20 protein-coding genes are annotated in these 21,917 nt (G+C 60.2%); 2 read left to right on the top strand and 18 right to left on the bottom strand.

Annotated features, from left to right (window positions below):
* Positions 1-31: 31 nt before the first annotated feature.
* The 13 genes from HZ993_RS14335 to HZ993_RS24880 all read right to left on the bottom strand — a co-directional run bounded on the left by HZ993_RS14335 (position 32) and on the right by HZ993_RS24880 (position 14,216).
* The gene (locus HZ993_RS14335) at positions 32-1,285 is read right to left on the bottom strand and encodes a protein kinase (RefSeq protein ID WP_209393415.1); all 1,254 of its coding nucleotides are present in this window, start codon (positions 1,283-1,285) and stop codon (positions 32-34) included.
* 60 nt (positions 1,286-1,345) lie between these two features.
* A complete protein-coding gene (locus tag HZ993_RS14330; protein WP_209393414.1) occupies positions 1,346-2,581 on the bottom strand; it encodes a hypothetical protein in 1,236 nt (411 codons plus the stop codon).
* Complete coding sequence (locus HZ993_RS14325; RefSeq protein ID WP_209393413.1) at positions 2,578-3,507, bottom strand: ExeA family protein; 930 nt, start codon at positions 3,505-3,507, stop codon at positions 2,578-2,580. The genes HZ993_RS14330 and HZ993_RS14325 overlap by 4 nt, the downstream gene beginning before the upstream one ends.
* 6 nt (positions 3,508-3,513) lie before the next feature.
* Positions 3,514-5,298: a pilus (MSHA type) biogenesis protein MshL gene (locus HZ993_RS14320; protein ID WP_209393412.1), complete on the bottom strand. Its 1,785-nt coding sequence runs from the start codon at positions 5,296-5,298 to the stop codon at positions 3,514-3,516.
* A 32-nt stretch (positions 5,299-5,330) separates the two neighbouring features.
* Positions 5,331-5,741 (bottom strand): hypothetical protein, encoded by a 411-nt coding sequence (locus HZ993_RS14315; protein ID WP_209393411.1) that lies wholly within the window; start codon positions 5,739-5,741, stop codon positions 5,331-5,333.
* Positions 5,738-6,385 (bottom strand): hypothetical protein, encoded by a 648-nt coding sequence (locus HZ993_RS14310; RefSeq protein WP_209393410.1) that lies wholly within the window; start codon positions 6,383-6,385, stop codon positions 5,738-5,740. The genes HZ993_RS14315 and HZ993_RS14310 overlap by 4 nt, the downstream gene beginning before the upstream one ends.
* Positions 6,382-7,083 (bottom strand): PilN domain-containing protein, encoded by a 702-nt coding sequence (locus HZ993_RS14305; RefSeq protein ID WP_209393409.1) that lies wholly within the window; start codon positions 7,081-7,083, stop codon positions 6,382-6,384. Before HZ993_RS14305 ends, HZ993_RS14310 begins: the two co-directional genes overlap by 4 nt.
* Positions 7,084-7,122: 39 nt before the next feature.
* Positions 7,123-8,178 (bottom strand): hypothetical protein, encoded by a 1,056-nt coding sequence (locus tag HZ993_RS14300; RefSeq protein ID WP_209393408.1) that lies wholly within the window; start codon positions 8,176-8,178, stop codon positions 7,123-7,125.
* Between the two features lie 166 nt (positions 8,179-8,344).
* Positions 8,345-11,947 (bottom strand): DUF6701 domain-containing protein, encoded by a 3,603-nt coding sequence (locus HZ993_RS14295; RefSeq protein WP_209393407.1) that lies wholly within the window; start codon positions 11,945-11,947, stop codon positions 8,345-8,347.
* A 2-nt stretch (positions 11,948-11,949) separates the two neighbouring features.
* Positions 11,950-12,366: a hypothetical protein gene (locus HZ993_RS14290; RefSeq protein WP_209393406.1), complete on the bottom strand. Its 417-nt coding sequence runs from the start codon at positions 12,364-12,366 to the stop codon at positions 11,950-11,952.
* The gene (locus HZ993_RS14285; RefSeq protein WP_209393405.1) at positions 12,363-13,229 is read right to left on the bottom strand and encodes a prepilin-type N-terminal cleavage/methylation domain-containing protein; all 867 of its coding nucleotides are present in this window, start codon (positions 13,227-13,229) and stop codon (positions 12,363-12,365) included. Before HZ993_RS14285 ends, HZ993_RS14290 begins: the two co-directional genes overlap by 4 nt.
* A gap of 11 nt (positions 13,230-13,240) precedes the next feature.
* Positions 13,241-13,699: a prepilin-type N-terminal cleavage/methylation domain-containing protein gene (locus HZ993_RS14280; protein WP_256440903.1), complete on the bottom strand. Its 459-nt coding sequence runs from the start codon at positions 13,697-13,699 to the stop codon at positions 13,241-13,243.
* Entirely contained in the window at positions 13,692-14,216 is a 525-nt protein-coding gene (locus tag HZ993_RS24880) for a prepilin-type N-terminal cleavage/methylation domain-containing protein (RefSeq protein WP_305847097.1), read from the bottom strand. Before HZ993_RS24880 ends, HZ993_RS14280 begins: the two co-directional genes overlap by 8 nt.
* 88 nt (positions 14,217-14,304) lie before the next feature.
* Between HZ993_RS24880 and HZ993_RS14270 the strand changes: the two genes are divergently transcribed.
* On the top strand, positions 14,305-16,452 hold the full coding sequence (locus tag HZ993_RS14270) for an O-antigen ligase family protein (RefSeq protein ID WP_209393403.1): 2,148 nt from the start codon (positions 14,305-14,307) through the stop codon (positions 16,450-16,452).
* 45 nt (positions 16,453-16,497) lie between these two features.
* Here the strand turns inward: HZ993_RS14270 and HZ993_RS24875 are convergent, their stop codons facing one another.
* The 4 genes from HZ993_RS24875 to HZ993_RS14250 all read right to left on the bottom strand — a co-directional run bounded on the left by HZ993_RS24875 (position 16,498) and on the right by HZ993_RS14250 (position 20,577).
* Positions 16,498-16,881 carry a prepilin-type N-terminal cleavage/methylation domain-containing protein gene (locus HZ993_RS24875; RefSeq protein ID WP_209393402.1) on the bottom strand — a complete coding sequence of 128 codons (384 nt, stop codon included), beginning with the start codon at positions 16,879-16,881 and terminating at the stop codon, positions 16,498-16,500.
* Between the two features lie 175 nt (positions 16,882-17,056).
* Positions 17,057-17,533 (bottom strand): hypothetical protein, encoded by a 477-nt coding sequence (locus HZ993_RS14260; RefSeq protein WP_209393401.1) that lies wholly within the window; start codon positions 17,531-17,533, stop codon positions 17,057-17,059.
* 35 nt (positions 17,534-17,568) lie between these two features.
* The gene (locus HZ993_RS14255) at positions 17,569-18,804 is read right to left on the bottom strand and encodes a type II secretion system F family protein (protein WP_209393400.1); all 1,236 of its coding nucleotides are present in this window, start codon (positions 18,802-18,804) and stop codon (positions 17,569-17,571) included.
* A 6-nt stretch (positions 18,805-18,810) separates the two neighbouring features.
* Positions 18,811-20,577: a GspE/PulE family protein gene (locus HZ993_RS14250; RefSeq protein ID WP_305847088.1), complete on the bottom strand. Its 1,767-nt coding sequence runs from the start codon at positions 20,575-20,577 to the stop codon at positions 18,811-18,813.
* A gap of 134 nt (positions 20,578-20,711) precedes the next feature.
* On the opposite strand from HZ993_RS14250, the gene HZ993_RS14245 reads away from it, so the two are divergent.
* Positions 20,712-21,224 carry a prepilin-type N-terminal cleavage/methylation domain-containing protein gene (locus tag HZ993_RS14245; protein ID WP_209393399.1) on the top strand — a complete coding sequence of 171 codons (513 nt, stop codon included), beginning with the start codon at positions 20,712-20,714 and terminating at the stop codon, positions 21,222-21,224.
* Positions 21,225-21,287: 63 nt separating this feature from the next.
* On the opposite strand, the gene HZ993_RS14240 is transcribed toward HZ993_RS14245, so the two are convergent.
* Positions 21,288-21,890: a DUF4124 domain-containing protein gene (locus tag HZ993_RS14240; protein WP_245213630.1), complete on the bottom strand. Its 603-nt coding sequence runs from the start codon at positions 21,888-21,890 to the stop codon at positions 21,288-21,290.
* Positions 21,891-21,917 lie beyond the last annotated feature (27 nt).

Here is a 21,917-nt window from a genome sequence, read left to right as displayed (position 1 = left end):
TAAAACGCTTAAATTATTCGGCTGGAGCCGCTTAGATCCGGGCTGAGCTGGCCAGCGGCCAGCGTTCGGTGATGTACTTGACCACAGCCTGTGCGGTGCCCATACGCTGCACCGGGTCTTTGTGCATCATGCGGTCCAGCAGGTCCTGCATGTCGCTGTGTTGTGGTGCCAGACGGGGTGGCGGCGAGAACAGGTGTTGGGCCAACAATACCTCCATGCGGTCGGCGGTGTAGGGGCGTTGCCCGGTCAGCATCTCGTGGAAGATGACACCCAGGCAGTAGATGTCGCTGGCGGCGCTGACCGGCCGGCCAGCTGCCTGCTCAGGGCTCAGGTAGAAGGGCGAACCCACAATCTCGCCGTGCAGCGTATGGCCCATGGCGTGGTCGGCGTGTTTGGCAATACCGAAATCGATCAGCGCAACGGTGCCATCCCGGCGCATCATCAGGTTGTCGGGTTTGACGTCGCGGTGCACGATGCCCCGGGCGTGGATCTGCGCCAGGGCCAGCGCCACCTGCACGGTCACGCCCAGCGCCTCGTGTTGGGTCAGGCCGGCGGCGATGCGCTGTTTGATGTCGCCCCGGACGAAATATTCCATCGACAAAAAGGCGTGGGCGTCGGTGATGCCCTGGTCGAAGATGCGCGCCACATTGGGATGGTCGATCTGCGCCAGCAGTGCGTACTCCTGCAAGAAGCGGTCCAACAGCGCGCCGTCGTCGTTGATGGCCGTGTCCAGCACCTTGAGCGCCAGCTCCCGCTGGTCGGACTCGCGCACCGCCAGAAACACCTCGGACATGCCGCCACTGCCGATCTTGCGCAGGATGCGGTAACCCTTGACGGTCACCGGTGGCCGTTGTTTGGTGTTGGCCAACGCGGTGGCTGCTGGCGCCGTTTTCAGCGATGCATCCGATTTGGCTGCCGCCTGGTGGCGCTTGAGGCGGGCACTGACGGCTTCCAGCAGTTCGTCGCGCGAGAAGGGTTTGCCCAGGTAGTCATCCGCGCCCAGGTTCATGCCTTTGCGCCGGTCCGCACGCTCGGTGCGGGCGGACAGAAAAATCAGTGGGATACCGGCCGTCAGCGGGTCGGCACGCAGCAGTTCCAGCAGGCCCAGGCCATCGAGCTCGGGCATCATGACGTCGGACAACACCAGCTCCGGCAGGTGTTCACGCGCCAGCGCCAGCGCGATGCGGCCATTGGGGGCCTCGACCACGTCAAAGCCCTCCATGCGTAGCAGCGACACGATGTTGTTGCGGATGGCGGTTTCGTCTTCGGCGACCAGAATCTTCACGCAAATTCCCTATCAGTCATACCGCGCACCATACCACCGGGCAGGGCGCGTCCCAAGTGATTATTGCTCGCGTATCGGCACGCCGGTCTGGCGCAGGTAGGCCAGAATGTCTTTGCTGATTGGGCCCACCGCACGGGCCTTCTCGGCCATCTCGGCCGCACTGCTGGTCTGGCCCAGGGCCGCCAAGGACACGGCCGTGCCCAGCAGCCAGCGCTGCTCGTCGGGGCGTGACTGCAAGGCCATCATGTAGGCATGTACGCTGTCTTGGTGGCGGCCCAGGCGCTGGGCGGCGTTGGCACGTATGGCCCACAGATCCGGCGGGTTGCCCAACAGCGGCTCCAGCCGCGTGAGCATTTCCCAGACTGCGCCAAAGCGGGCTTCGGCCAGCTGCATACGGGCCATTTCGCGCACCAGTGGCAGCAGAACCGCAGTGCCGGCCGTGCCCGGGGTGCCGGCCTTGGCACTGCGCTCGGCGGCCGCAATGGATTGCTGCATCAGGTCGATGGCGGCATCGCGCGAGCCATTGCTCCACAGGGCCTGGGCCTGCGCCAGGGCGTCGCCGCCGGCCTGTTGCTGGCGCTGCAGGATGGGTGTGCTGTCACCGGTAGCGCTGGTGGTGGCCGAGGAGGTGGATTTGGAGCCGGTGGCGCGGGCTGCCGGCCGTTCTGGTGTGGCCGGGACGGGTGTGGTGGCGACGGCAGCCACGGCGGGGGCCGTGTTTGCGGGTACCGAGACAGGGGCCAGTGCAGGCGCCGGAACCGGAGCGGGCGCTGCCGCCACGCGGGTGTTGGCGGTGCTGGGTGCACTGGCGGTTACCGGCATCGGTGTGGACAACAGCGCGTCCAGCGCCTTGCGGGCCGACAGACTGGGCTCCATGCGCAGAATGACAGAGGCCAGTGACGGTTCGGTGGCCCCATCACCACCAGTGCTGCTGGCAGCAGCCAGGGGTGCCGGTGCTGCGGTGGGCGTGGGTTCACTGGCCACGGGGGGTGCGGCGCTGGCCACCACGGTTGGCGGCACCACAACAAGTGGTGCAGCGGCGGTATCACCCACAGGAGCAGGTGGCGCAACGGTGGAAGACCACCACAGCCACCCACCCACCGATGCGGCTGCAACGGTCAGCAGGCCCAGACCCAGCCACAGGCGGGCACCACCGACCGCAGGCTGTTGTGCAGCGAGGGTGTCCATGGCCACACTGGCCGTGCCCTGGCGCAACGCGGCGGGGCCGGGGTGTGCGCTGGCCGCCGGGTTGGCGCGGTGGTCCAGGTCCCGCAGCATTTTGTTGATCACACTCACAGCTTGCTCCTGGCCGGTGTGCGCAATTCACTTTCGGCAAATGGCACCAGGGCTGGCACCTTGGCAGGCCAGGGCCACAGGCGGCGCCACCAGGGCGGGGGCGTGACGATGCCCGGTGTATCCGCAGCGGCCAGGCGCACATGGGCCGCGCTGACGCGGTGCAGGTTTTCACCATAGGCCAGCATCAGGCACTTGTGGGCCAGCACATTGATGAGGCGGGGCACACCGCCGCTGGCTCGGGCGATGGCCTTGGCCGCGTCGGCCTCGAAAACCTGCACGTCGGTATGGGTGTCCACCGCCGCGGTGCTCATGCGGTGGGCCAGGTAGACGGGCACGCGGTCGGCCGGCATGGGGCCTAGGTGCTCACTGAAGGTGATGCGCTGCATCAACTGCCGTATCTCGGGTCGCGCCAGCTTGGTATCCAGCTCGGGCTGGCCCAGCAGCACCAGTTGCAACAGCTTGCGCTTTTCGGTTTCCAGGTTGGACAACAGGCGCAGGCTCTCCACGGTGCGCAGCGGTATGGCCTGGGCCTCGTCAATACACACCACCACCTGGCGACCCTCCAGCGCGTGCTGCAACAGGCAATCGCGCAGGGCGTTGAGCACGCTGTGGCGGCTGATGGGGGGTACCAGTTTGATGCTGAGCTCCAGCGCCAGCGCCATCAACAGATCGTCGGGCCCCATGTCGGGGTTGGGGATGTAGGCGGTGACAAAGGCCTCGCCCTGCAGGGTCTTGAGCAACTGGCGGCACAACACGGTTTTGCCACAACCCACTTCACCCACAATTTTCAAGAAACCTTCGCCACTGCGCAGCGCCACCAGCAGGGTGTTCAGCGCGGCCTGCGCACTTTCATGCGGGTAGAAAAAAGACGAATCGGGCGTGATCGAAAACGGGGCCTCACGCAGCGAAAAATGCCCCAGGTACATAGTGGTTTACTTCGCCCGTGCTGGTTCGACGTTGTAGGCAGCGCCATCCATGCGGATGACCCGTGCGCGGCTGGCATCCATATCGTCCAGCGCGGAGCGTGTGCGGCGGGTCTGTGCCTCCCAGTCTTCGGCGGTGCGGATGATGGTGGGCTTGATCAGTACCACCAGCTCTTTCTTGCGGCCGGAGGTGGCCCTGTTACCCAGAATGGACGACAGGAAGGGCACATCCGAGGTGCCGGGCATGCCGGACGCGGTGCGGTTGGATTCCATCTGCATCAGCCCGCCGATGGCCACGATATTGCCGTCCTGGATACGCACCATGGTGTCAGACTCATTGACGGAGCTGGAGGCCACGGGCAGCTTGTAGTTGCCTACGGAACCCAGATCAACCTGCTTGGTTTTTTCTGTGACCGTGGTCACGGACGGACGCACATGCAGGGTGATGTTGTTGCCCTCATCAATCTGTGGCGTCACGTCCAGCGCAATACCGGAGAAAAACGGCGTCAGCGTCAGCGTGGGCAGCGTCGGCGCTGTTGCTGCCGTGCCGGAGGTGGCGCCTGTGCCAGCCGTGCCGCCAGTGACATTGGTCACAAAGTAGTCATCTGTACCGACCTTCAACAGGGCTTTCTGGTTGTTCATGGTGGCGATGCGGGGGCTGCTCAGAATCTGTATGTCGCCCCGTGTTTCCAGGAAACCCAATACCGCTTGAAAACCGTCGGTGGCCAGTGCCAGTCCAAACAAGCCGCCGGTACCTATTGGCAGCGACAAGGTGTCTGCCACGGCAGGGGCAGCACCGGTCGGGAAGCCAGGCACATTGGTGGTGACACCGTTGATCAAGACGTTGTTGGACGTACCGCCACCGACCGAGCCCATGACCCCGGTGTAACGCCCGCTGTTGCGCAGGGCGGACCAATCAATACCACTCTGGTAGCCATCCCGCAACTCCACTTCGACAATCTTGGCCTCCAGCATGACTTGGCGTTCCACCGCAAGCTGCGCCGCCTTCAAAAATTGGCTCACCTGCCGCAGCTCCTCTGGCATGGCGCGTACCGCCATGATGCCGGCTTGCGGGCTCACGATGACATTGCGACCGGTGCCCGTGCCCACCATGCCCTTCACCGCTTCGGTCAACTCGGACCAAAAATCCGTCTTTGAGCTTGTGGTGACACGGCTGTTGGTTTGTTGTGTTGAGCCACTGCCGCTGGACCCCGAAGCGCCTGACGCACCGCTGGCGGCGCTTGCGCCGCTGTTATTGTTCCCGCCGTTGTTGGAGCCGCTGGATCCCGAGGTCACCCGCAGTTCACTATTGCCCACGCGCAAGGCATGCGGATAGTTGATGGTGAAGACGCGTGTTTGCAAGGTGGGTGCATACACCACAATGCGCCTGCCTTCGATCTTGAAGTCATACCCATACACATCACGAATGGCTTCCAGAGCTTCGGTCACTGTCACACCACGCAATGTGACGGACAAGGTGCCCGACACATCAGGGTGCATCAACATGCTGTAGCGGGTGTCCGCCACGATGGCCAAAAACACTTCACGGGCCTGCGCATTGTTGACCAGTAAATCCAGGCGCGGCTCGGGTGGGGCTGGCATGGCCTTGGGCGCGGGCTCGGCCAAGGCATCGCTTACTTTGGTCGGCACGTCAACGGGGCTGCGAGCCGGTGAGGCAGCCAACTCGGCGCGGACGGTTTCACTGACGTCCGGCGTACGCAGAGGGCGGTCTGCAGCGCAACCGGCGAGCAGGCTGGCGATCAGCACGGTGCCGACTGGGAACATTTTCGTCATGGTGGCAGATGGGGTAGTCATGTGCGTGAGCTTCACGGTTGGGTATCTTCGCACGGTGCGACTGTGGAAGGCGTACTCTTTGCAGAGGCTGGACATGTCGATGGGGTAACAATGGATTTGCGCGTAATACCGGCAAAACGGGGCACCTTGATCAGCGCGTTGCCATCATGGAACCAGATGTCCCGTTCTGTAATGCGCTCTACCCGCCAACTGCCCACTTTGTCACCCGGTGCGTACAGACGCGCGCCGACCACCAGATACGGCTTGTCGTCGCGCACCAGAACGGTCATGCCTTCGACGCCGGTGGGGGAGGCTGTTTCTGTTCCCGTGTCAGGCGGCGCGACCGTGGGATCGCGCGAGGCCTCTTGCGCGGCGGCATAACTGGTGTTGAGCAGCACAAAAAGGGCACAACCTGACCACGCCAGGTATCGGACGGCGTTCATGGAGGTACTCCCACTACGAAGACCTGCAAGGTCATTTCGGGTGTCTGCTGGGTCGTCTTGAGTTGCAAAGTGCCCCAGCGCAGCGTAGGCAGTGCGCTCTCCAGCGTGCGCACATAACGCACCATATCTGCGTAGCTACCCGCCACAGTCAACTCCAGACCCCGGCGGGACAAAACGGCTGGTGTACCTGCTGGCGCGGGTGGGGCATTGGCCGCAGCAGCCTGGCCTGCGCCATCGCTTTGAAGGGTTCCGGTGCCCAGCAGGGTCAGACCATCCTGCTTACGCAGGAACTGCACCAGCGCCTGCTCAATGGCCGGGCCACCTTCTGCCAGTGGCGCCACGGCTCGGATTTCCTGGTTGACGGCGTCCAAGCGCTGGTTGGCCTCCGCTATTTCCTGTTGCACAGATTTGTTGGCATCCACAGGCTGCGCCATGGATTTCAAATCGTTTCGAAGGCGTTGCAACTCGGCTTCTTGCGTTGTGTAACGCTGTATGGCTTGCTTGTGCGCCGTTTGCGCTGGGGACAGCCACAGGGTGTCGGCCAATGCTGCGCAGCTGATGATGACCGTGAGGAACAAAAACACCCGTTCCCGCAGCTGCATGGCATCGATACGCAGCGCCAGTTGTTGCCATCGCTGTTTCATGGTCTGGCCCCGGCTGTACTTGCAGGTGCCGCCGGTGCATGGGCAACAGGCTCTACGCTGACGAGTGTGAAAGACCAAACGGCCCGGGCGGGGGCCGCCGCAGCGGATGCGGTGGAGGCCGCTGGTGCGGGCACGGCAGGTGTCGTGGCGGTTGCGTTCTGCACTTTGACCGTGGCCAGCTTGAGGCCTTGCATTAACGGGCTGACCGACAACTTGTCTACCCAATCATTGAGTGCCGCGGGTTCCAGGGTGAAGCCGCTGACCTCGAATCGTGTGCCATCCATGCGCATGTGCGTGATCCAGACCGGTGCCGGGATGCTGCGAGCCACCCAGGCCATGCGGTCAGAATGCCCCCAGCCTGGCCGGAGCATGCCTTCATTCAGGGCTTCCTTCAACTTCTCGCGCTGCGCGACTGCATTACGCCGCTCCGTCAATAGTGTCAACAGTGCCGGGTCCACAGGCGCCGCACTGGCCTGGCTGCGCTGGATGGCGGCCTTGAGACTGGTCAACTCCACCGCGTGGTTTGCGAGAGATTGTTTATAGGACGCGCTGGCGCGGTCCAGATTCCAAACCCAGGCACCGCACAAGGCCGCACCCAAAACCAGAAATACGCCGAGCGCAATGGCCATGGTGTGCGCAGAAAAGTAACGCTTTTGCGTCAGCAGTATCGGCGTACACAGGTTTATTTGCTGGGGCATGGTGGCGTGTGCGTAGGTGCGGGCTCTGAGCTTGCGGGCCTATAGCTTGCGGGATTCGGTGCGCAACAACACCCCCAGCAGCGGCAAACAATAGGTCTGGTCGGCCAGGGCCATGGTGTCCAGGCCCGGGAAGGATGCCCCCAGGTTCATGGCAGAAACGGTTTGACCCAATTCGCGGCTGAGCCACGTCGCCAGTTCCGGCGAGCGCTCGCCGGCATAGACGCGCAGGCCACCCAATGGCATGCTGGACCAGGTGCGGTCCCACAGGTCCAAAGACCGCTGTACCTCCACAACAAATCGCTGAATACGTTCGGCATCACCCTGGTCCGAGCTGGTGGCCGCGCTGTTACTGCCACCACCCGCGTATTCCGGCACGTACTCACTCACTGGGGTAAATCCATCAGGGATGCCCTCTGCGGCGACATCGTGTGTAGACCCCCACTGCATGCCCAAAAAACCCTGTGGCAAATCCAGCCGACGGGTGAAGAACAACTCCTCATTGGCGCTGATGGTCAGCACGGCCTGGAGTTCATCGGTAATGAGCAGCGCCGCATCTGCACGTTCCAGTCGCCCGTCTTGCTGGGCGAGTGCGCTTTGCAAATTGCGTTGTGCCGTTTCCTGGATGTCGATAACGGAAATTTCCCAATTCAGGGCGTCACCCAGCGCGATTACTTCGCGCACCACTTCGTTTTTAGCGGCCACGACAAACAGGTTGTTCGGGCCCTTTTGTTGTCCATCGCCGACCTGCATGACATCCAGCGTGATGTCGTCTATGTGCACATTGACCATTTCACGGATCTGAAATCGCGCGGCCGCACGCAACTCTTCTGGCGCAACCGGCGGGGCATCTATTTGCAGCAATTGGTATTGTTCGGGGCGCAGCATGGAATGCGCCGCCAAGCCCTTGAGCCCTAGTGCCTGCAAGCGCCGCACAAAGTCTTCTTTGCTGTCGGCACCCTGGCGCTCTATGCCCATTTGCTGCAGTGCAAACACACCATCGGCCCCGGCACGCGCCCGAACAAACGCAAATGTCCCTGCAGACCAGGATACGACTAGCTGATCTTGAGAGGACTTGCGTTTCCAGGGCCAGCGCATGCTTACGCGCGCTCCTGCGGGCTGGTGCGGTTGTTCGTTCGCATTGCTTCAATCATGTTTGGCATGCCCATTGAAATTTGCTCTCATTTTAATAGCTACTTGCGCAATCATGTCACTGATTGAGCCGCTTTGGCGCGATGGCACAAGAATTCGATGCCAATTTGCGTCAATAGTTCTCGCGGCGGTAAATGAGGGGGCTTCTGAATGAACCAAAGGTAGCTCGGGCGCGCGGGTTGCCCACGGCGCCGGTCCAGTTGAATTGCAGCCAGGGCATGTTGGTAGGCACATCCGTCGCGCCCGGGCCGCCGACCACCGTACATTGGCTATTGGCGGCCAGTGCAGTGGCACCGAGGTTCAGGGTCAGGTCCGCCCAACCGGCATTGGCTGCCCCGGGCGCGCTGAGCGTCAGCGTATAGGAAGGCGCTGCCCCGCCGACTGTAATCCGGGATTCACAAGCCGCAAGGTTGTTGGGGCGGGGCGCTGCGCCTGCCGGGAACTGCCAGGAGAATGCGGATGCCGGTATGACGGTACAGGTGTCTGCCAAGTTGGGCTGCCAGCCGCCGTTCCAGAACTGGATCGCAATGGGGATGGGCAAAGCAAGGAACTCTGAACCGTAAGCGTTTTGCAACTGCAGCCTTCCACTGCGGATGTTGGCAATGCCCTCGGTAAAGCCGAGAGAGCTCACCGCTTCAGTATCCACCGCCCTCAGGGCCAAGGCTACCGGCGCGGTGGTGGCAACGGGGAACGTAAACCGTACACCGTTGGCAGTGCCAACACCGGCGGCAAATGCGTTAGCTGCTATGGTGTTGCCTGTCATATTGGTCGTGACCCCCGCATTGGAAAGGGTGGTTGCCTTGGCGAAGAAATTACCCGCGTAGTTCTGTGTCACGCCGCCGGCCGTGTTGCGCGCCGTGGCTACAACGGTGAACGGTTGCGCGGAATAGGTGAAGGCTCCGGCAACACATCCCTGCGTGACCACCGTATCAAAGTGGTCGGGAATAAAACGTCCCAAAGACACGGTCGTTTTGTTACCAATACTGCAGCCATATTTGCCGCCTGACAGCGTGTCCGCCAGATTGGCGTCGCTGACTGTACTGGTCACACAGTCACCCCCGCCGCTGTCGACTGCCGTGTAACTATCGTCGCGGTAGGCACCGGGAGCCAAATAGAGATAACCCACCTCCGTGTAGGTGGCATTGGTTGCGGCTGCGTTGGCGACCAGTGCCGCCGGTGTCAAGACACCTATGGCACCGCCCGCTGCTTGGGTCGAATCTTGGGCCGTGGTCTGGGCGCTGTGTTTGGTGGCATCGCGCGCCAAGCTACCCGCGTAACTAGCACTGGGGCTGGTAGTCGCCTGCACCGTGAAGTTGGCCCCCGCTCGAATGGTCGGCAGGGCCGTGGATGACGGGGCGGCTGCTGTGGCGCTGGTCACCAGCGTAACCGCCGAGGGTCGCACCGCAAAGTTGTCCGTCGAACAGCCTACAACACTGGGCACCTGGTTCGCATCGGTCACCCGGCAGCGCAAGTCAGGGTATGCCCTGGTCACCGTCATGGCAGCACTGCTTTTGCGCCCCAAGTCCGTGGGCTGTCCAAGCTTGGTAAAGGTCAGCGTTTGGCTCACCGCGGGGCTGATGGGTGTGCGCGCGGCACAGGCTGTGGCGCCCGATCCGTCCACCAATTCCACGGTCACATTTTTGTCGTTGTCCGAGGCATACAGGGTTTCCACGCTGTCCGCCGTGCCGTTGCTGTCGGCATCTTTGAGTGCGACCACATCGAAACTGAAGGCTGCGCCAGCCAGCTTGGTGAAGAGCCGCCCCGTCAGTGCGGTGGCTCCACTCTCGACACAGTTGAACCCAAACGGCACAGCGCATACAAAATTGCGGCTGGCATCGCAGGTGGTGCCGGTGGTGTAGTCGGCGGCTACACAGGCTGACGCCGTCCCTGAATGTTCTGTGATGGAGCCAGATGTGACGTTGATGTTGAGGGCCCCCGTCAGGTTGTCACTCAAGCCAAACGTAACACTGCTCTCGTTGGCAAAGGTATAGGTGGCGGTGCCGGTGCCCGCGCCAATAGCCGTCAGGGAGTTGACGGCACCACCCGCCACATTGGACCAGGTCCCCCGCGCAGGGGTGGTCGTGAGATTCATGCTGGTGCCCGCCAGCGAGAACAGTGCGTGTGATGCGTCGTGCGCCTCAATGGTGATCTCGCCCGGGGCTGTACAGCTTGATGCCGCCCCATCGTGAACGATGTGGAAATGGTCCAAAGACGTGCAACTGGGTCGGGTCAACGCCATGTCGGCCGCTGCTTGGGTCGCATTGATGTCCACGGCGTAGGTATACACCTCGTCAATGGTCCCGTTGGCCCCGTTGGGGGATCCGCCGGTGGGCGTGATGCCGGATGTCCGGTTGTCACCCACATACAAAGTGCTCAGCGTGGCTATCGTACCGGTGGACGTGGTGCGGAATGGCGTGGTTCCGGTTGTAGCGGCCAGCACGCCATTCACCATGATTTGCAAAACCGTTTGGTTGGTACCCGCCTTGAGACTCCAGCTGACGGCAATGTGTTGCCAGGTGGACGCCGCAAATGTGTAATTGGTAGTCGTATTCGCGGTGTGGACTGTCCCTGCACTATCGGTAACCGAAAAACGCAGGGCACCAGTGGAGCGTTTCAGCAGGAAAAACGGCCGGGCTGCAACCGTAGTGGCGTCCAACAGCATGGCGTCAGACGTATTCCAGGCATTGTTGGACCTGAACCAAAAATCCACCGAACCCTGGTTTGCCGGGACTATGGGTGTGGCAACTGCGTCCCGCGTGGCGTTGGACGTGTTGTTGGTAAATGTTGCCCCGCGGCACAGCCTGCCGCCTGCGATATTGGCCACGTTGGTCGTCACTAAAGAGGCGTGTTGCAGGTTGCCGGAGGTGTCTTTGACCTCACCCGCTGCGCCCGACCATGAGCCCTCGTCAAACCGGTATTCAGCACTTTTTGCAGCCAGTTGGTTGGCGGGATACCACAAGATGGCTGTACCCAGCGTGGTATCAATGAAGTTCTGATTGAACGCGTACTGCGTGAAATCGGTTGTGGTGAGCTGCACACCCACCGCCGCATTGGCGCCAGTAGATGAGCCCGTGGTGTACTGGTATTTGAAGTTGCCATTCACACCGGCGGTGCTTTCCATCAGCACGACCTGGAAGTTGTAGCGTGTGGTGGTGTTGTACAGCTTGACATTCACCCAGGAGATGACGAAGCGCCGGTTGGGCGCGGTGCCCAGCATTTCATACCGCACCGAGGCACCAGCTGTGCCATTGGCGGTACCGGCAACAATGTCCAGCCAGTACACAAGCATCAATCGCTGGGGTACGGCATTCACGCAGCCGCCATAGGCACCTGGTGCAGCAGTGATGGGCAAGGCCTGAGAGGTGTAATCGCGGTGAAAGCCCGACACGTCAGTGGGAAAGGCCAGTATGCCGTTGGAGTAAACGCGCACGCTGGAATAGGCCACCCCCCCAAACCGGAAATTAAAGCCCGCCGGAAAAGGGATGTCTGCCCAGTCGTCATCCCCATCGGGATAACCGGTGCAGGCCGGGGCTGGGCTGGAGTTGTGCCAGACCACGCTGGTTGCTGCACCACTGGGTGTGTCGTAAGCGAAGGTGTCCGCGCGGTAGGCGTAGGTCTGGGCTTGTACGGGGGCAACCGCCAAGCCCAGCAAAGCCCACAAAAGCAAAGTGAACCACCGGATCAGCGATTGGAAATACGGTCGGGCTTGGTGCATGCTTATATCTCCAGAGATGTTGACACGCTGCGTTCTATGTAGCTTATGCTGCCCACCGTACCAGCAGATCGTGCGGTGGCGGTGAACTGGAATACTCTGGGCTGTTCGCCGGGTCGGAGCCCCGTATCCGTATACGTAGCCCTGGTGCAAGCCACGGTGACGGTGAAGCCTTCAATGGCCAAGTCGGTCGAGGCGGAACTGCAATCCACGGTCGTTACCGGTATGTGGGTGGTTACAGCCCACTCCAGTCCGGCCCGGGCTGCCCAGTAGGCGCGTGAGCCTTGCACGTCTTGTGCTGAGGTCAGCTGCTGCGTGTTGGAAAAACTGATCATGAACGCCCCCAACGCAGCCAGCATCAGCACCAGGAAGATAGCGGCGACGGCGGCAAAACCGCGCTGATCGTGTAGATGGCGTTTCATGGGGTGTTGTTCACATGCACTTCATGCTGCAAAGTGACCGTTTCTCCACTATCGGTTAACTCCAGGGTCATTCGTACCAATGCATTGCGAAGCAAGTCAGGGCCAATGTAATCAAAGCTGCAAGACGCAACGTTGCGAGCCAGGACGGGGCTGGCAACTACCGCAGCCGCCAGCGGGCAGCTTGCGGGTGTCGCGTTGGGAAGTGTCATGGTGTAGCGCCGCAGCGTTCCGTCGCCGGTACAAACATAACCCACGACCTGCTCGGTCGCATTTATCACATGGAACCGTTTGCTGGGAGATGCCAGTGGAAATCGTATGCCTGTAGTCAATGTGATCGCCGTCTCTGCGCCAGACACCACGCCGTTGACCACGCCAGTCCTTCCAACCTCGTACGCGCTGGCACCGGCAATGCCCAGGTTGTACACCGCGATACGATCACCGGCGGCAATTTGCTGGTCGGCGGGTATAGGGAGCCCGGCGAACGTTGTATTGCTGCCCAGCATGTTGAATGTGGTGTCTTCGATGCTGAAGTCCAGATTGTTTCCCGGTGCAGACTCTTCTGCGCGGTACCGCCCGCCGGTTTTTGTCGGTATAAATTCAAGGCATTGCAGGCTTCCGTTGTCCGGATTGCGAATGCTGTTGGGCAAAGACCTGTGCAGGTCACGCGAAATTCTGCGCACGGTCGTGTCCGCCACATCTGTTAGAGCCGCCCGCCGGGCGCTGTCGAAGTAGGCGTCGATTGGGGCTTTCATGAACACGGCCACAGTACCACCGATCGCGCCCAATATGACGATCACCATCACAAGTTCTACAAGCGTAAAACCTTTCTGCTTGGGACGAAAAGTGGGTGTGGTTTGTGACATGACGGCAATAACTAGTAGTTCGCCCGATATCCCGACAGGACGATACTGTCTGCCCCCCGTGTAACGGTGACCGTCACACGCCAAGCAGGGTTGAGCGCTGTGCCAATCACGGTCGTGTCGGAGACTACGGTAATGGCGACCTGATAAACATCCAGTGCCGGCAACCAGCCACCGACTCCACTGCTGCTATTGAACAGGACTTGCGTTCTGCCGTTGTAGTCGCTGACGTCGTCCATCGTTGCACGGGTGGCTTCGCCTCCCACGCCGTCAGGGTCCTGGAACTCTTTTTGTAGGACCTCCTCCAGAATGGAATCGGCTATTGCCATTGCCTGTTTGTGCACGACAGGATCGGAGCTGGACTTGACAACGGTATTGGTGACCGAAAGTATGCCTGCCAGTCCTGCGCCTACTACAACAATGAAGATGATGACTTCGATCAAGGTGAAGCCCAGGTGGTAACGCCTAGTCATGGACATACCCCGTGCTGGCTTCAACGGTGATGGAGTTGGCTACGTTGGCCACCCGAAAGGTTTGGGGAGATGCGGCGCCGGTGCTGGAGATGGGCTGGCCCAGGCCATCAAAGTTGAAACTTGTCGGCGCTGTGACGTAGCTCACGCCGGGCTTAGCACTCAGGGTGACAGGAGGTGGTCCATTGGGACCGCTAAGGGACCCGGCAACCGCGCAGGTAAAAGTCGCTGGAGCTGCTGCAATGGTGAGCGTGACCGTTGTCCCCACAAAGGTAACGCACACCGTGCGCCGTTGTGCAATTGCAGTTTTCTGAGCGTAGCGTAAATACCCCAGCAACTCGCCGTGAAAACCCCGTGCGTTCATATCAGCGTTATCGAACATGCGCGGCGCGGCAAACACTGCCAGCACGCCCAATATGACAATCACCATGATCAACTCGATCAAAGTAAAGCCGTGCTGAAATACGCGTCGGCTGCACCCGCGGCGCACAGTTCTGCATGTTGATCCAACTACTTGCATGATGCCTCGATTGTGCCCCCAACTACGCGCTCTATATATTGTCTTTTTGAGCAGATATGGCGGGCGCAACACAGCGGACAATGTTGCCATGTCACCAGCTCAGCCCAGCACGCTTCCTTCGACCAATCGATCCGTTGCCATTCTTGCCTGCATGATGCTGTTGGTGCCAGCTTTGGGCGTGCCGAGCGAACTGGTGCTGCAAGACACGTTGAAGTCCACCCTCGTCGCTTTCGGGGTTCTGGGTGCGGCAGTGTGTTTCGTTTTACCAGTGCGACCGCGAGACAGCCAGCTGCTGTGGCACGGTTTGATCTGGCTGCCACTTCTGCTGATGGTCCATGCGGTTGGCAGCATGGCGTGGGCACACACCTACCTCGCATCGGTGGAGGCCATTCGGTGGTTTTTGCTGGGTCTGTTGTTATGGTTGGGACTGAATACCAGCGACCGTGACAACTTTCCAACCCTGGCATGGGGCATCCACATTGGCGCAACGGTAGCCTCCCTTTGGGCCGCCATGCAATTCTGGCTGGACCTCACCGTCTTCCCTCAGGCGTATTTCCCAGCTTCGACATTTATCAACCGGAATTTTTTCGCTGAATACGCGGTGTGTGCACTGCCCTTTTCGGTCTGGCTGCTGGCAAACATGCGCGCCTCGCGTTGGCTGGGGTTGGTGACGCTGACGGTTGGCCTCAATGTCGTCACATTAATGATGACGGGAACACGTTCCGCCCTTACGGCCCTGCTCATAACGGGCATCGTGCTGATCGTTCTTTTGTTGCGATTCCGGGAAAATTTTGAATTCGTCCGGTGGAGTGCGCGTTGCCGATACCTTGTAGCCGGTGGTCTCTTCGTCTCTGTTGTCGTGCTTTCCACAATCCCAAGCAACAACCTGCAAATTGATATCGAACAACTGGGCACAACTGCTTTGCAGCGTAGTTTTACGCGTATCAGTTCCGTCACCAAGGTCAAGGAATACACCCACGGCACGTTTTCAACCCGCGTTGCCATGTGGAAAGCGACAGCACGCATGGTGATGGCAAATCCGTGGACGGGGGTTGGGGCAGGATCGTGGGAGGTCCAGATCCCGCGGTACGAGCGGATAGACGCTACGTTGGAAACGGATTATTACGCGCATAACGAAATACTACAGTTACTCAGCGAGTACGGTTTGGCTGGGGGGCTGGCATTGGCCACTCTGCTGGCCTACTTGCTCCACAGTGCGGGAAGCACTTGGAACCTGCAAGGCACTGGCCGCCAGGAAGCCCCCCTCCGTGGCATCGCGCTGACCAGCTTGCTGGCGCTGCTTATCGTGAGTTGTGCGGGTTTCCCGTGGCATCTTGCTGGAACCGGAGCATTGTTCGCCTTGTGCTTGGGGGTTCTCGCCAGCTCCGACGCACGACTGGAGAAATTTGAGCCATTCTTTGCGCGTACTGCAACATGGCGGGGAGTTGACCGTTTGCCTATGCTCTTCTTGCTGGTTGGGCTCTTGGGCACTACTGCATATATCGTGCAGCAGGCTGTACAAGCTGAATTCAAACTCGTGCGAGCCATCCATATAGCCAACAGGCTGTCACGTGACACAGGTCTAGATGTTCGCGAACGGAATGCTCTCAAGGCTGAAATGCTGCAGAGCATACGGCAGGGCGTGGCAGTCAATCCGCACTACCGCAAGTTGACCGCCGAACTGGCGGAACCCCTTGCAGCGGGTGGTGATTGGCGCAACGCCGTCTGGATTCTCGAGTCGGTCGTGGCCTCTCGCCCCCATGTGGCTGCGCTCTGGACGGGACTTGCGATGGGCTACTCGCAGTTGGGCCAGCATGACCGCGCCAACGGCGCCTTGAAACAGGTACAGCGACTAAAGCCCGAAGCGCTACCTACACGCACGCTAGAGGTTGTTTTGTTGAACCGCTCCGGACATCAGGGCCAAGCAATCATGAGACTCAACGAAAGCTTTGACCAAGGGGTCTTTGGGTATGACATGGTGCAAGTCGGTTATGCGATTGGGTACCAGGCTCAAAACTGGCCACTTGCGATCCGGTCACTGGAGTTGCGTATAGCGGCATGGCCCCAGCAGGCGGCCGATGGGTACTTCCGATTGGGTCTTATTTATGCGAATCCAGCCGTGCACGAAGATGCCAAGGCGCTAGCGGCATTCAAGTCTGGTCTGCTCCAAGTTCCACTTGAACAGAGAGAAAACTACCGCCAGCAAGTGCCACAGCCGTTTCGGGACCGCATGTAAAAAGGCCACCCAATTGGGTGGCCTTTCTCGAAGCATCAACTCAAATCAGGGAATACCGATGGCGGTAAAGGAAGCGGTCACGTTAGGTGTAACGGAGGTATTGCTCAACGTGCAATTGACTGAGTTTCCAGCCGTAACCCCTGCAGCGGTAATACTGTACCCTGCAGGCATGCCGCCTTGCAGGATGTTGACATTCGTTCCATCCGAGCAATTAGTAACTGCCGTCCCACGTGTGGAGCTAACGCTGCGAGATGCATAGTTAATTGCGAATCCGGAAGACAGAGCTCCGGCAACCCCCTGCGTTGCGGCTGTGGTCGCATCACCCTTTAAATCCACAAATTTGGGCAACGCCGTCGCAGCCAGCACGCCCAAGATAACGATCACCATCACCAATTCAATCAGCGTAAAGCCTTGTTGTGTCTGTTTCATCGTAGTCACCTCTTAATAAGTATTTCAATCCACCCGGCTACAAAGCCTAGGTCCAACGACCTAAAAGGGCCGAGCTCTCGAAGAAATTCTAGTCCTCTTATCTCATGCTGTGCGTAAAGTTTGGGCAGTAAACGTATGAATTAGTTCACGAATTTGCCACAAATCGTGGCTTATCTCACTTTAAGGGCGTTCCCAGCCACCGGTAGTCCATCAATGGGGACAGGCTGGGGCCACCTTCGGCCTTGCCAATGCGAAACCAGATGGCGCCAACGTCCTTGCTTGGCTCCAGCCACTCCGGGTACAGCAGCCGATAACCCACACACGGGCAGTCCGGGTCAAACAGCCAGCTTCCTGGTGCAACCCGATAGACCTCCCCCATGGGCATTTCACCCGCGTAGCTGGCGGGCAGTTGTTGTAATAACCGAAAGGGATTCTTCTCCACCAAGCTCGGGTCATCCGGACGCACCTGTCGCGCCAGGCGGTTGAGCACTAAGGCCGTCCGCAGCGAAGCCATGGTGGACCACACGAGAACTTTTTCGCTTTGGGCTTGCAGCGACCGTATTTCGCGTTCAAACGCTAAGCCCAATCCGAGCAGAATCAGGGCCACCAGGCACCACTCGGTCAGGCGCCGACTCCATAGCGGCGATTGCAATGGTGGGGCTGGGTCGCGTGCCAATCTGACGCTTTCTAGCCGCCCTTGCCCATAGCCGCTTGCCCCAGATTCCACAAGGGCAGGAACACACCCAGTGCCAGCAAGAGCACCAGCACGCCGATGACGGCCAGCAAAATAGGCTCGATGGCGGCAGACAGGCCTTTGATGTTGTAGTCGGTTTCGCGCTCGTACATGCCGGCAATTTCAAACAACAGGTTGTCCAATTCGCCAGTTTCTTCACCCACATTGATCATTTGCAGTACCACCGGGGTAAACACACCCGTGGCCGCAGCACAGCGCGAAATGCTTTCACCCCGTTCAATGCCGTCACGCATCTGTTCGATACGGGCGCCGATAAAGGCGTTGTCCACCGTCTGCGCCACCACGGTGAGTGCCTGCACTAAGGGCACACCGCTTTGGCTGGACAGCGCAAAACTGCGGGCAAACCGGGCCAAGGTGGCCTTGAGGATGATTTCGCCAATGATGGGCAGCTTGAGTTTGCGTGCATCCCAGCGGTAGCGCCCCTCGGTCGTGCGCAAATAGGCGCGCCAGGCGACGCCCGCGCCAATACTGCCAGCAATCAACAGCGGCCACCACTTGATCATCCATGCTGAGAAGGCCAGTAGACCTCGGGTTATCAGTGGCAGCTGGGTATTGAAGCCCGCAAACACCTTGGCAAAAACCGGGATGACAAAGATATTGAGGATGACCACTGCGATGATCATCGCAACCACCACAAAGATGGGGTAACGCGTGGCCTGCTTGATGCGTTCGCGTACATCGCGTTCAAACTCCATGTGTTCGTTCAGCCGCAAAAACACTTCGGTCAGGCGCCCGGTCATTTCGCCGACACGGATCATGGAAATATAGAAGCCGCCAAACAGGTTCTGGTGACGGGCCATGGCAGCCGACAACTCACGCCCCTGGTCCAGACTGGAGCGTATGTCTTGCAGCATGTCCACCATGGCAGGTTTGGTAGCCGAGGCTTGCAGACCCGAAAACGCCCGCAGTATTGGCACACCGGCCTTGTTCAGCGTGTACATCTGGCGCGAGAAAACCATCAGGTCCTCATCCACAATCGGCTTGCGGTTGAGCCGGTCAAACCAGTTCTCGGTTTGGACTTCGGCGACAGCCTTGGCCAGTGCGATGTAGACCGGCACAACACCTATGGTCTTGAGCTGGTCGGCCACGCCGCCTTCGGTCATGGCCTCTAGTTGGCCATCGACCGCTTCGCCGCGGTTGTTGCGCCCCCGCCAGTCGTAGATGGCCATGCTGGTTTAGCCCATGGCCTCGTCCGAATCACCCACATCAAAGCCTACGCGCAGCGCCTCAGCCAGCGAGGTGCGGCCTTGGCGCACCAGGTCCAAGGCATGAAACGCCATGGTGTGGCCCTTCATGCGTTCACGCGCCAGGCGCATAAAGGCGGCGGGGTCGGAGGTGGACGCCGCATGGGTCAGCTCGGTGTCCATTTCCAGCAGTTCATAAACACCTTGGCGGCCTGAGTAGCCTGTGCCGTTGCAGGCCGAGCAACCCATGCCCCGCTTGGGCTTCACCGTTTCTCCTGGGGGCAACATGGCCTCCAGCCACGCGGTTTCCTGCGGGGTGGGGTTATGGGGTGCAGCACACTCCTTGCAGTTCATGCGCAACAGGCGCTGTGCAATCACAGCCTGTAGGGACGTAGACACCATAAACGGCGGCACACCCATGTCCAGCAGGCGAAAGGGTGTGCTCATGGCATCGCGTGTGTGCAAGGTGGACAACACCAAGTGGCCGGTAATGGCCGCCCGCATGCCGATTTCGGCGGTCTCGGCGTCGCGCATTTCACCCACCAGCACCACGTCCGGGTCCTGGCGCAACACGGAGCGCAACACGCGGGCAAAGCTCAACTCAATCTTTTCGTTCACCTGCACCTGGGTCAGGCCGGGCAAGCGGTATTCAATCGGGTCTTCGACCGTGATGACCTTGAGTTCGGTGGCGTTGATTTCGGCCAACGCCGCATACAGCGTCGTGGTTTTTCCGGAGCCTGTTGGGCCTGTGACCAGTACCATGCCTGCGCTGCGGCCCAGCACTTCGCGAAAGCGCTTGAGCATGGCGTCTGGCATACCAATGGTGTCCAGGCGGCGCATGCCGGCGCCCTGGTTCAGCAGACGCATCACCGCCGATTCACCATAAGCGGTAGGCAGGGTAGACAGGCGAACGTCTATCGTGCTGTCCTTGATACGAACGCTGAAGCGGCCGTCTTGTGGCAGGCGCTTCTCCGAGATATCGAGCCCAGCCATCAGTTTGAGCCGCTGCAACAGCGCAGCACCAATGCGTTTGTCGGCCTGGGTTTGCACCTGCAGCACGCCATCTACCCGCACGCGCACTTGCAGGCCGTCTTCTTGGGGCTCAATGTGCACGTCGGACGCGCCGACCTGCATCGCGTCTTCAAACAGGGACTGCAGCAGGCGCACCACGGGCGCACCCTCAAGGCCTACCGAGGCGCTGAGTTCGCCAAAGTCCACCGCGTCGCCCAGGTCTTTTTCCAGGGCGCGGGCCAAGCCGCTGATCTCTTCGGTACGGCGGTACAGGCGGTCAAAGGCGGGCACCAGTCCGCTCTCGGGCACGGCGGCAATATTGATGTTGCGCTTGAGAATGCGGGCCAGTTCGTCATAGGCAAACAGGTCCAGTGGGTCACCCAGCGCCACCAGTAGGCTGTCGCCCTTGTCCTCCAGCACCAGGGCCTTGAAGCGCCGCGCGGCCGATTCAGGCAGCAGTTTGACCACGTCGGCCCGGAACGGAAAGGTCTTGAGGTTGACGAAGGGAATGCGCAGCTGGCGCGCCAAGCCATTGGCCAACAGCTCTTCGGTGATGATGCCGGTTTCGATCAGCAACCGGCCCATCTTCTTGCCGGTGGTGCGCTGCAGGTCCAGGGTTTGCTGCAACTGTTCTTGCGAGATCAGGCGCTGCTGTACCAGCACATCGCCCAGACGTAGTTTCTCAGGACGACCTGGCGCTGGGCGTGGAGCGTCTGGCGCGGGGGGGGCGCTGGCTGCCATATTCATGCGCGTGTTCCTTCTGGGTAGAGCAAAAATAATAGCACGGGACGCAGAGATGAAGTGGGTTTGCTGCGTATATCGAGGGTTGTCTGGTTTACCCTAATCTATATACTGAACGTATTAAATCTAGGAGACGTCGTATGGCACGCAAACAACAAACCGGTTTTACCATCATTGAACTGGTGATCACCATCACCATCATTGCGATTCTGGCGGCCATTGCGTTGCCTAGGTATGTAGCTCTGCAGGCCGATGCGCGGGTGGCCAAACTGCAGGCCGCGATGGGTAGCGTTAAATCGGCGGCGGCCTTGGCCAAAGCTATTTGTCTGACCCAAACTGCTACAGGCTCCACAACGCAACTGATGGCTGGTGGTTGCAACGTTGCCGCGGGCGGTACGGTCGGCGTCATCATGGATGGCGCAAATGTGTTGACCGGGTTTTCCTACCCGACAGCGGCGGCTCTAGGTATTCAGGTTGCAGCGCAACTCCTGGCAACTGACTACACCTTGACGTTTGCGGGTAACGTGATGACCGTTTCGCCCCTGGGAGCGTCTGCGCCCGCCTCATGCAATTTCACCTATACATGGGCACCCGTTGCCAACGGGGCTCCCGCTATCATATTAAATGCTGCGGCGACGACAGCCAATTGCTAGAGTAATCTCGGGCCATCAAAACCACCCTCCAAGGGTGGTTCTTTTTTCCTCCTGTTGAGAGGCTTAGAACTTGTACTTCGCCCCGCACCCACTCACATGGTTGCGGCTGCTCGACATACATTGGTAAAACGCCCGCTTGTTACCCGTGGCGCCGTCACAATCGGTCAGTGAAATCTCCGACTTGGCCTGGCGCAGCTTGGCGGCCGTGGCATCGTATTCTGCCTGGGTGATGTAGCCGTCCTTGGTGTTGCGCTGGCCCACTTCCAGCATCAGGTCCAGTTGGTAACGCACGTTGTCCACGGCCTTCACGCAGGACAAGGCCTCGGTCTTGGGGTCCACCTGCTGCAGGCCTTTGACCAGACCATCACGCATCTCTTCAACCCCCTTGGGGATCTTTTTGGTGCCGTCGGCGTTGTACTGCGTCTTGGCGCCGCTGTCGCTACTGCTGCTGGTGTTGTTATTGCCGCCAAAGCCGCTGTTGCTGTTGTGCATCTTGACCGGCTCGGGCCCCTTTTCGGTGGCCGGCGGTTGTGAGCCGTAGTGCACCTTGCCATTGGCGTCCACCCATTTGTAAACACCCTGTGCCTGCGCGGCAGATGCCAGTACCAGCAGAACGGCACCGGCCAGTGTGGCGGCCACTTTTCCCTGCGTCTTTGTCATCATCATTCTGCGACCTCGGTCCTGTTGCGAGAG

Origin of the sequence: Rhodoferax sp. AJA081-3 (genome assembly GCF_017798165.1) — a bacterium.
Taxonomy (GTDB): Bacteria; Pseudomonadota; Gammaproteobacteria; order Burkholderiales; family Burkholderiaceae_C; genus Allorhodoferax.
Note: the sequence above shows the minus strand (reverse complement) of the source record. Positions and strands in the feature narration are given on the sequence as shown.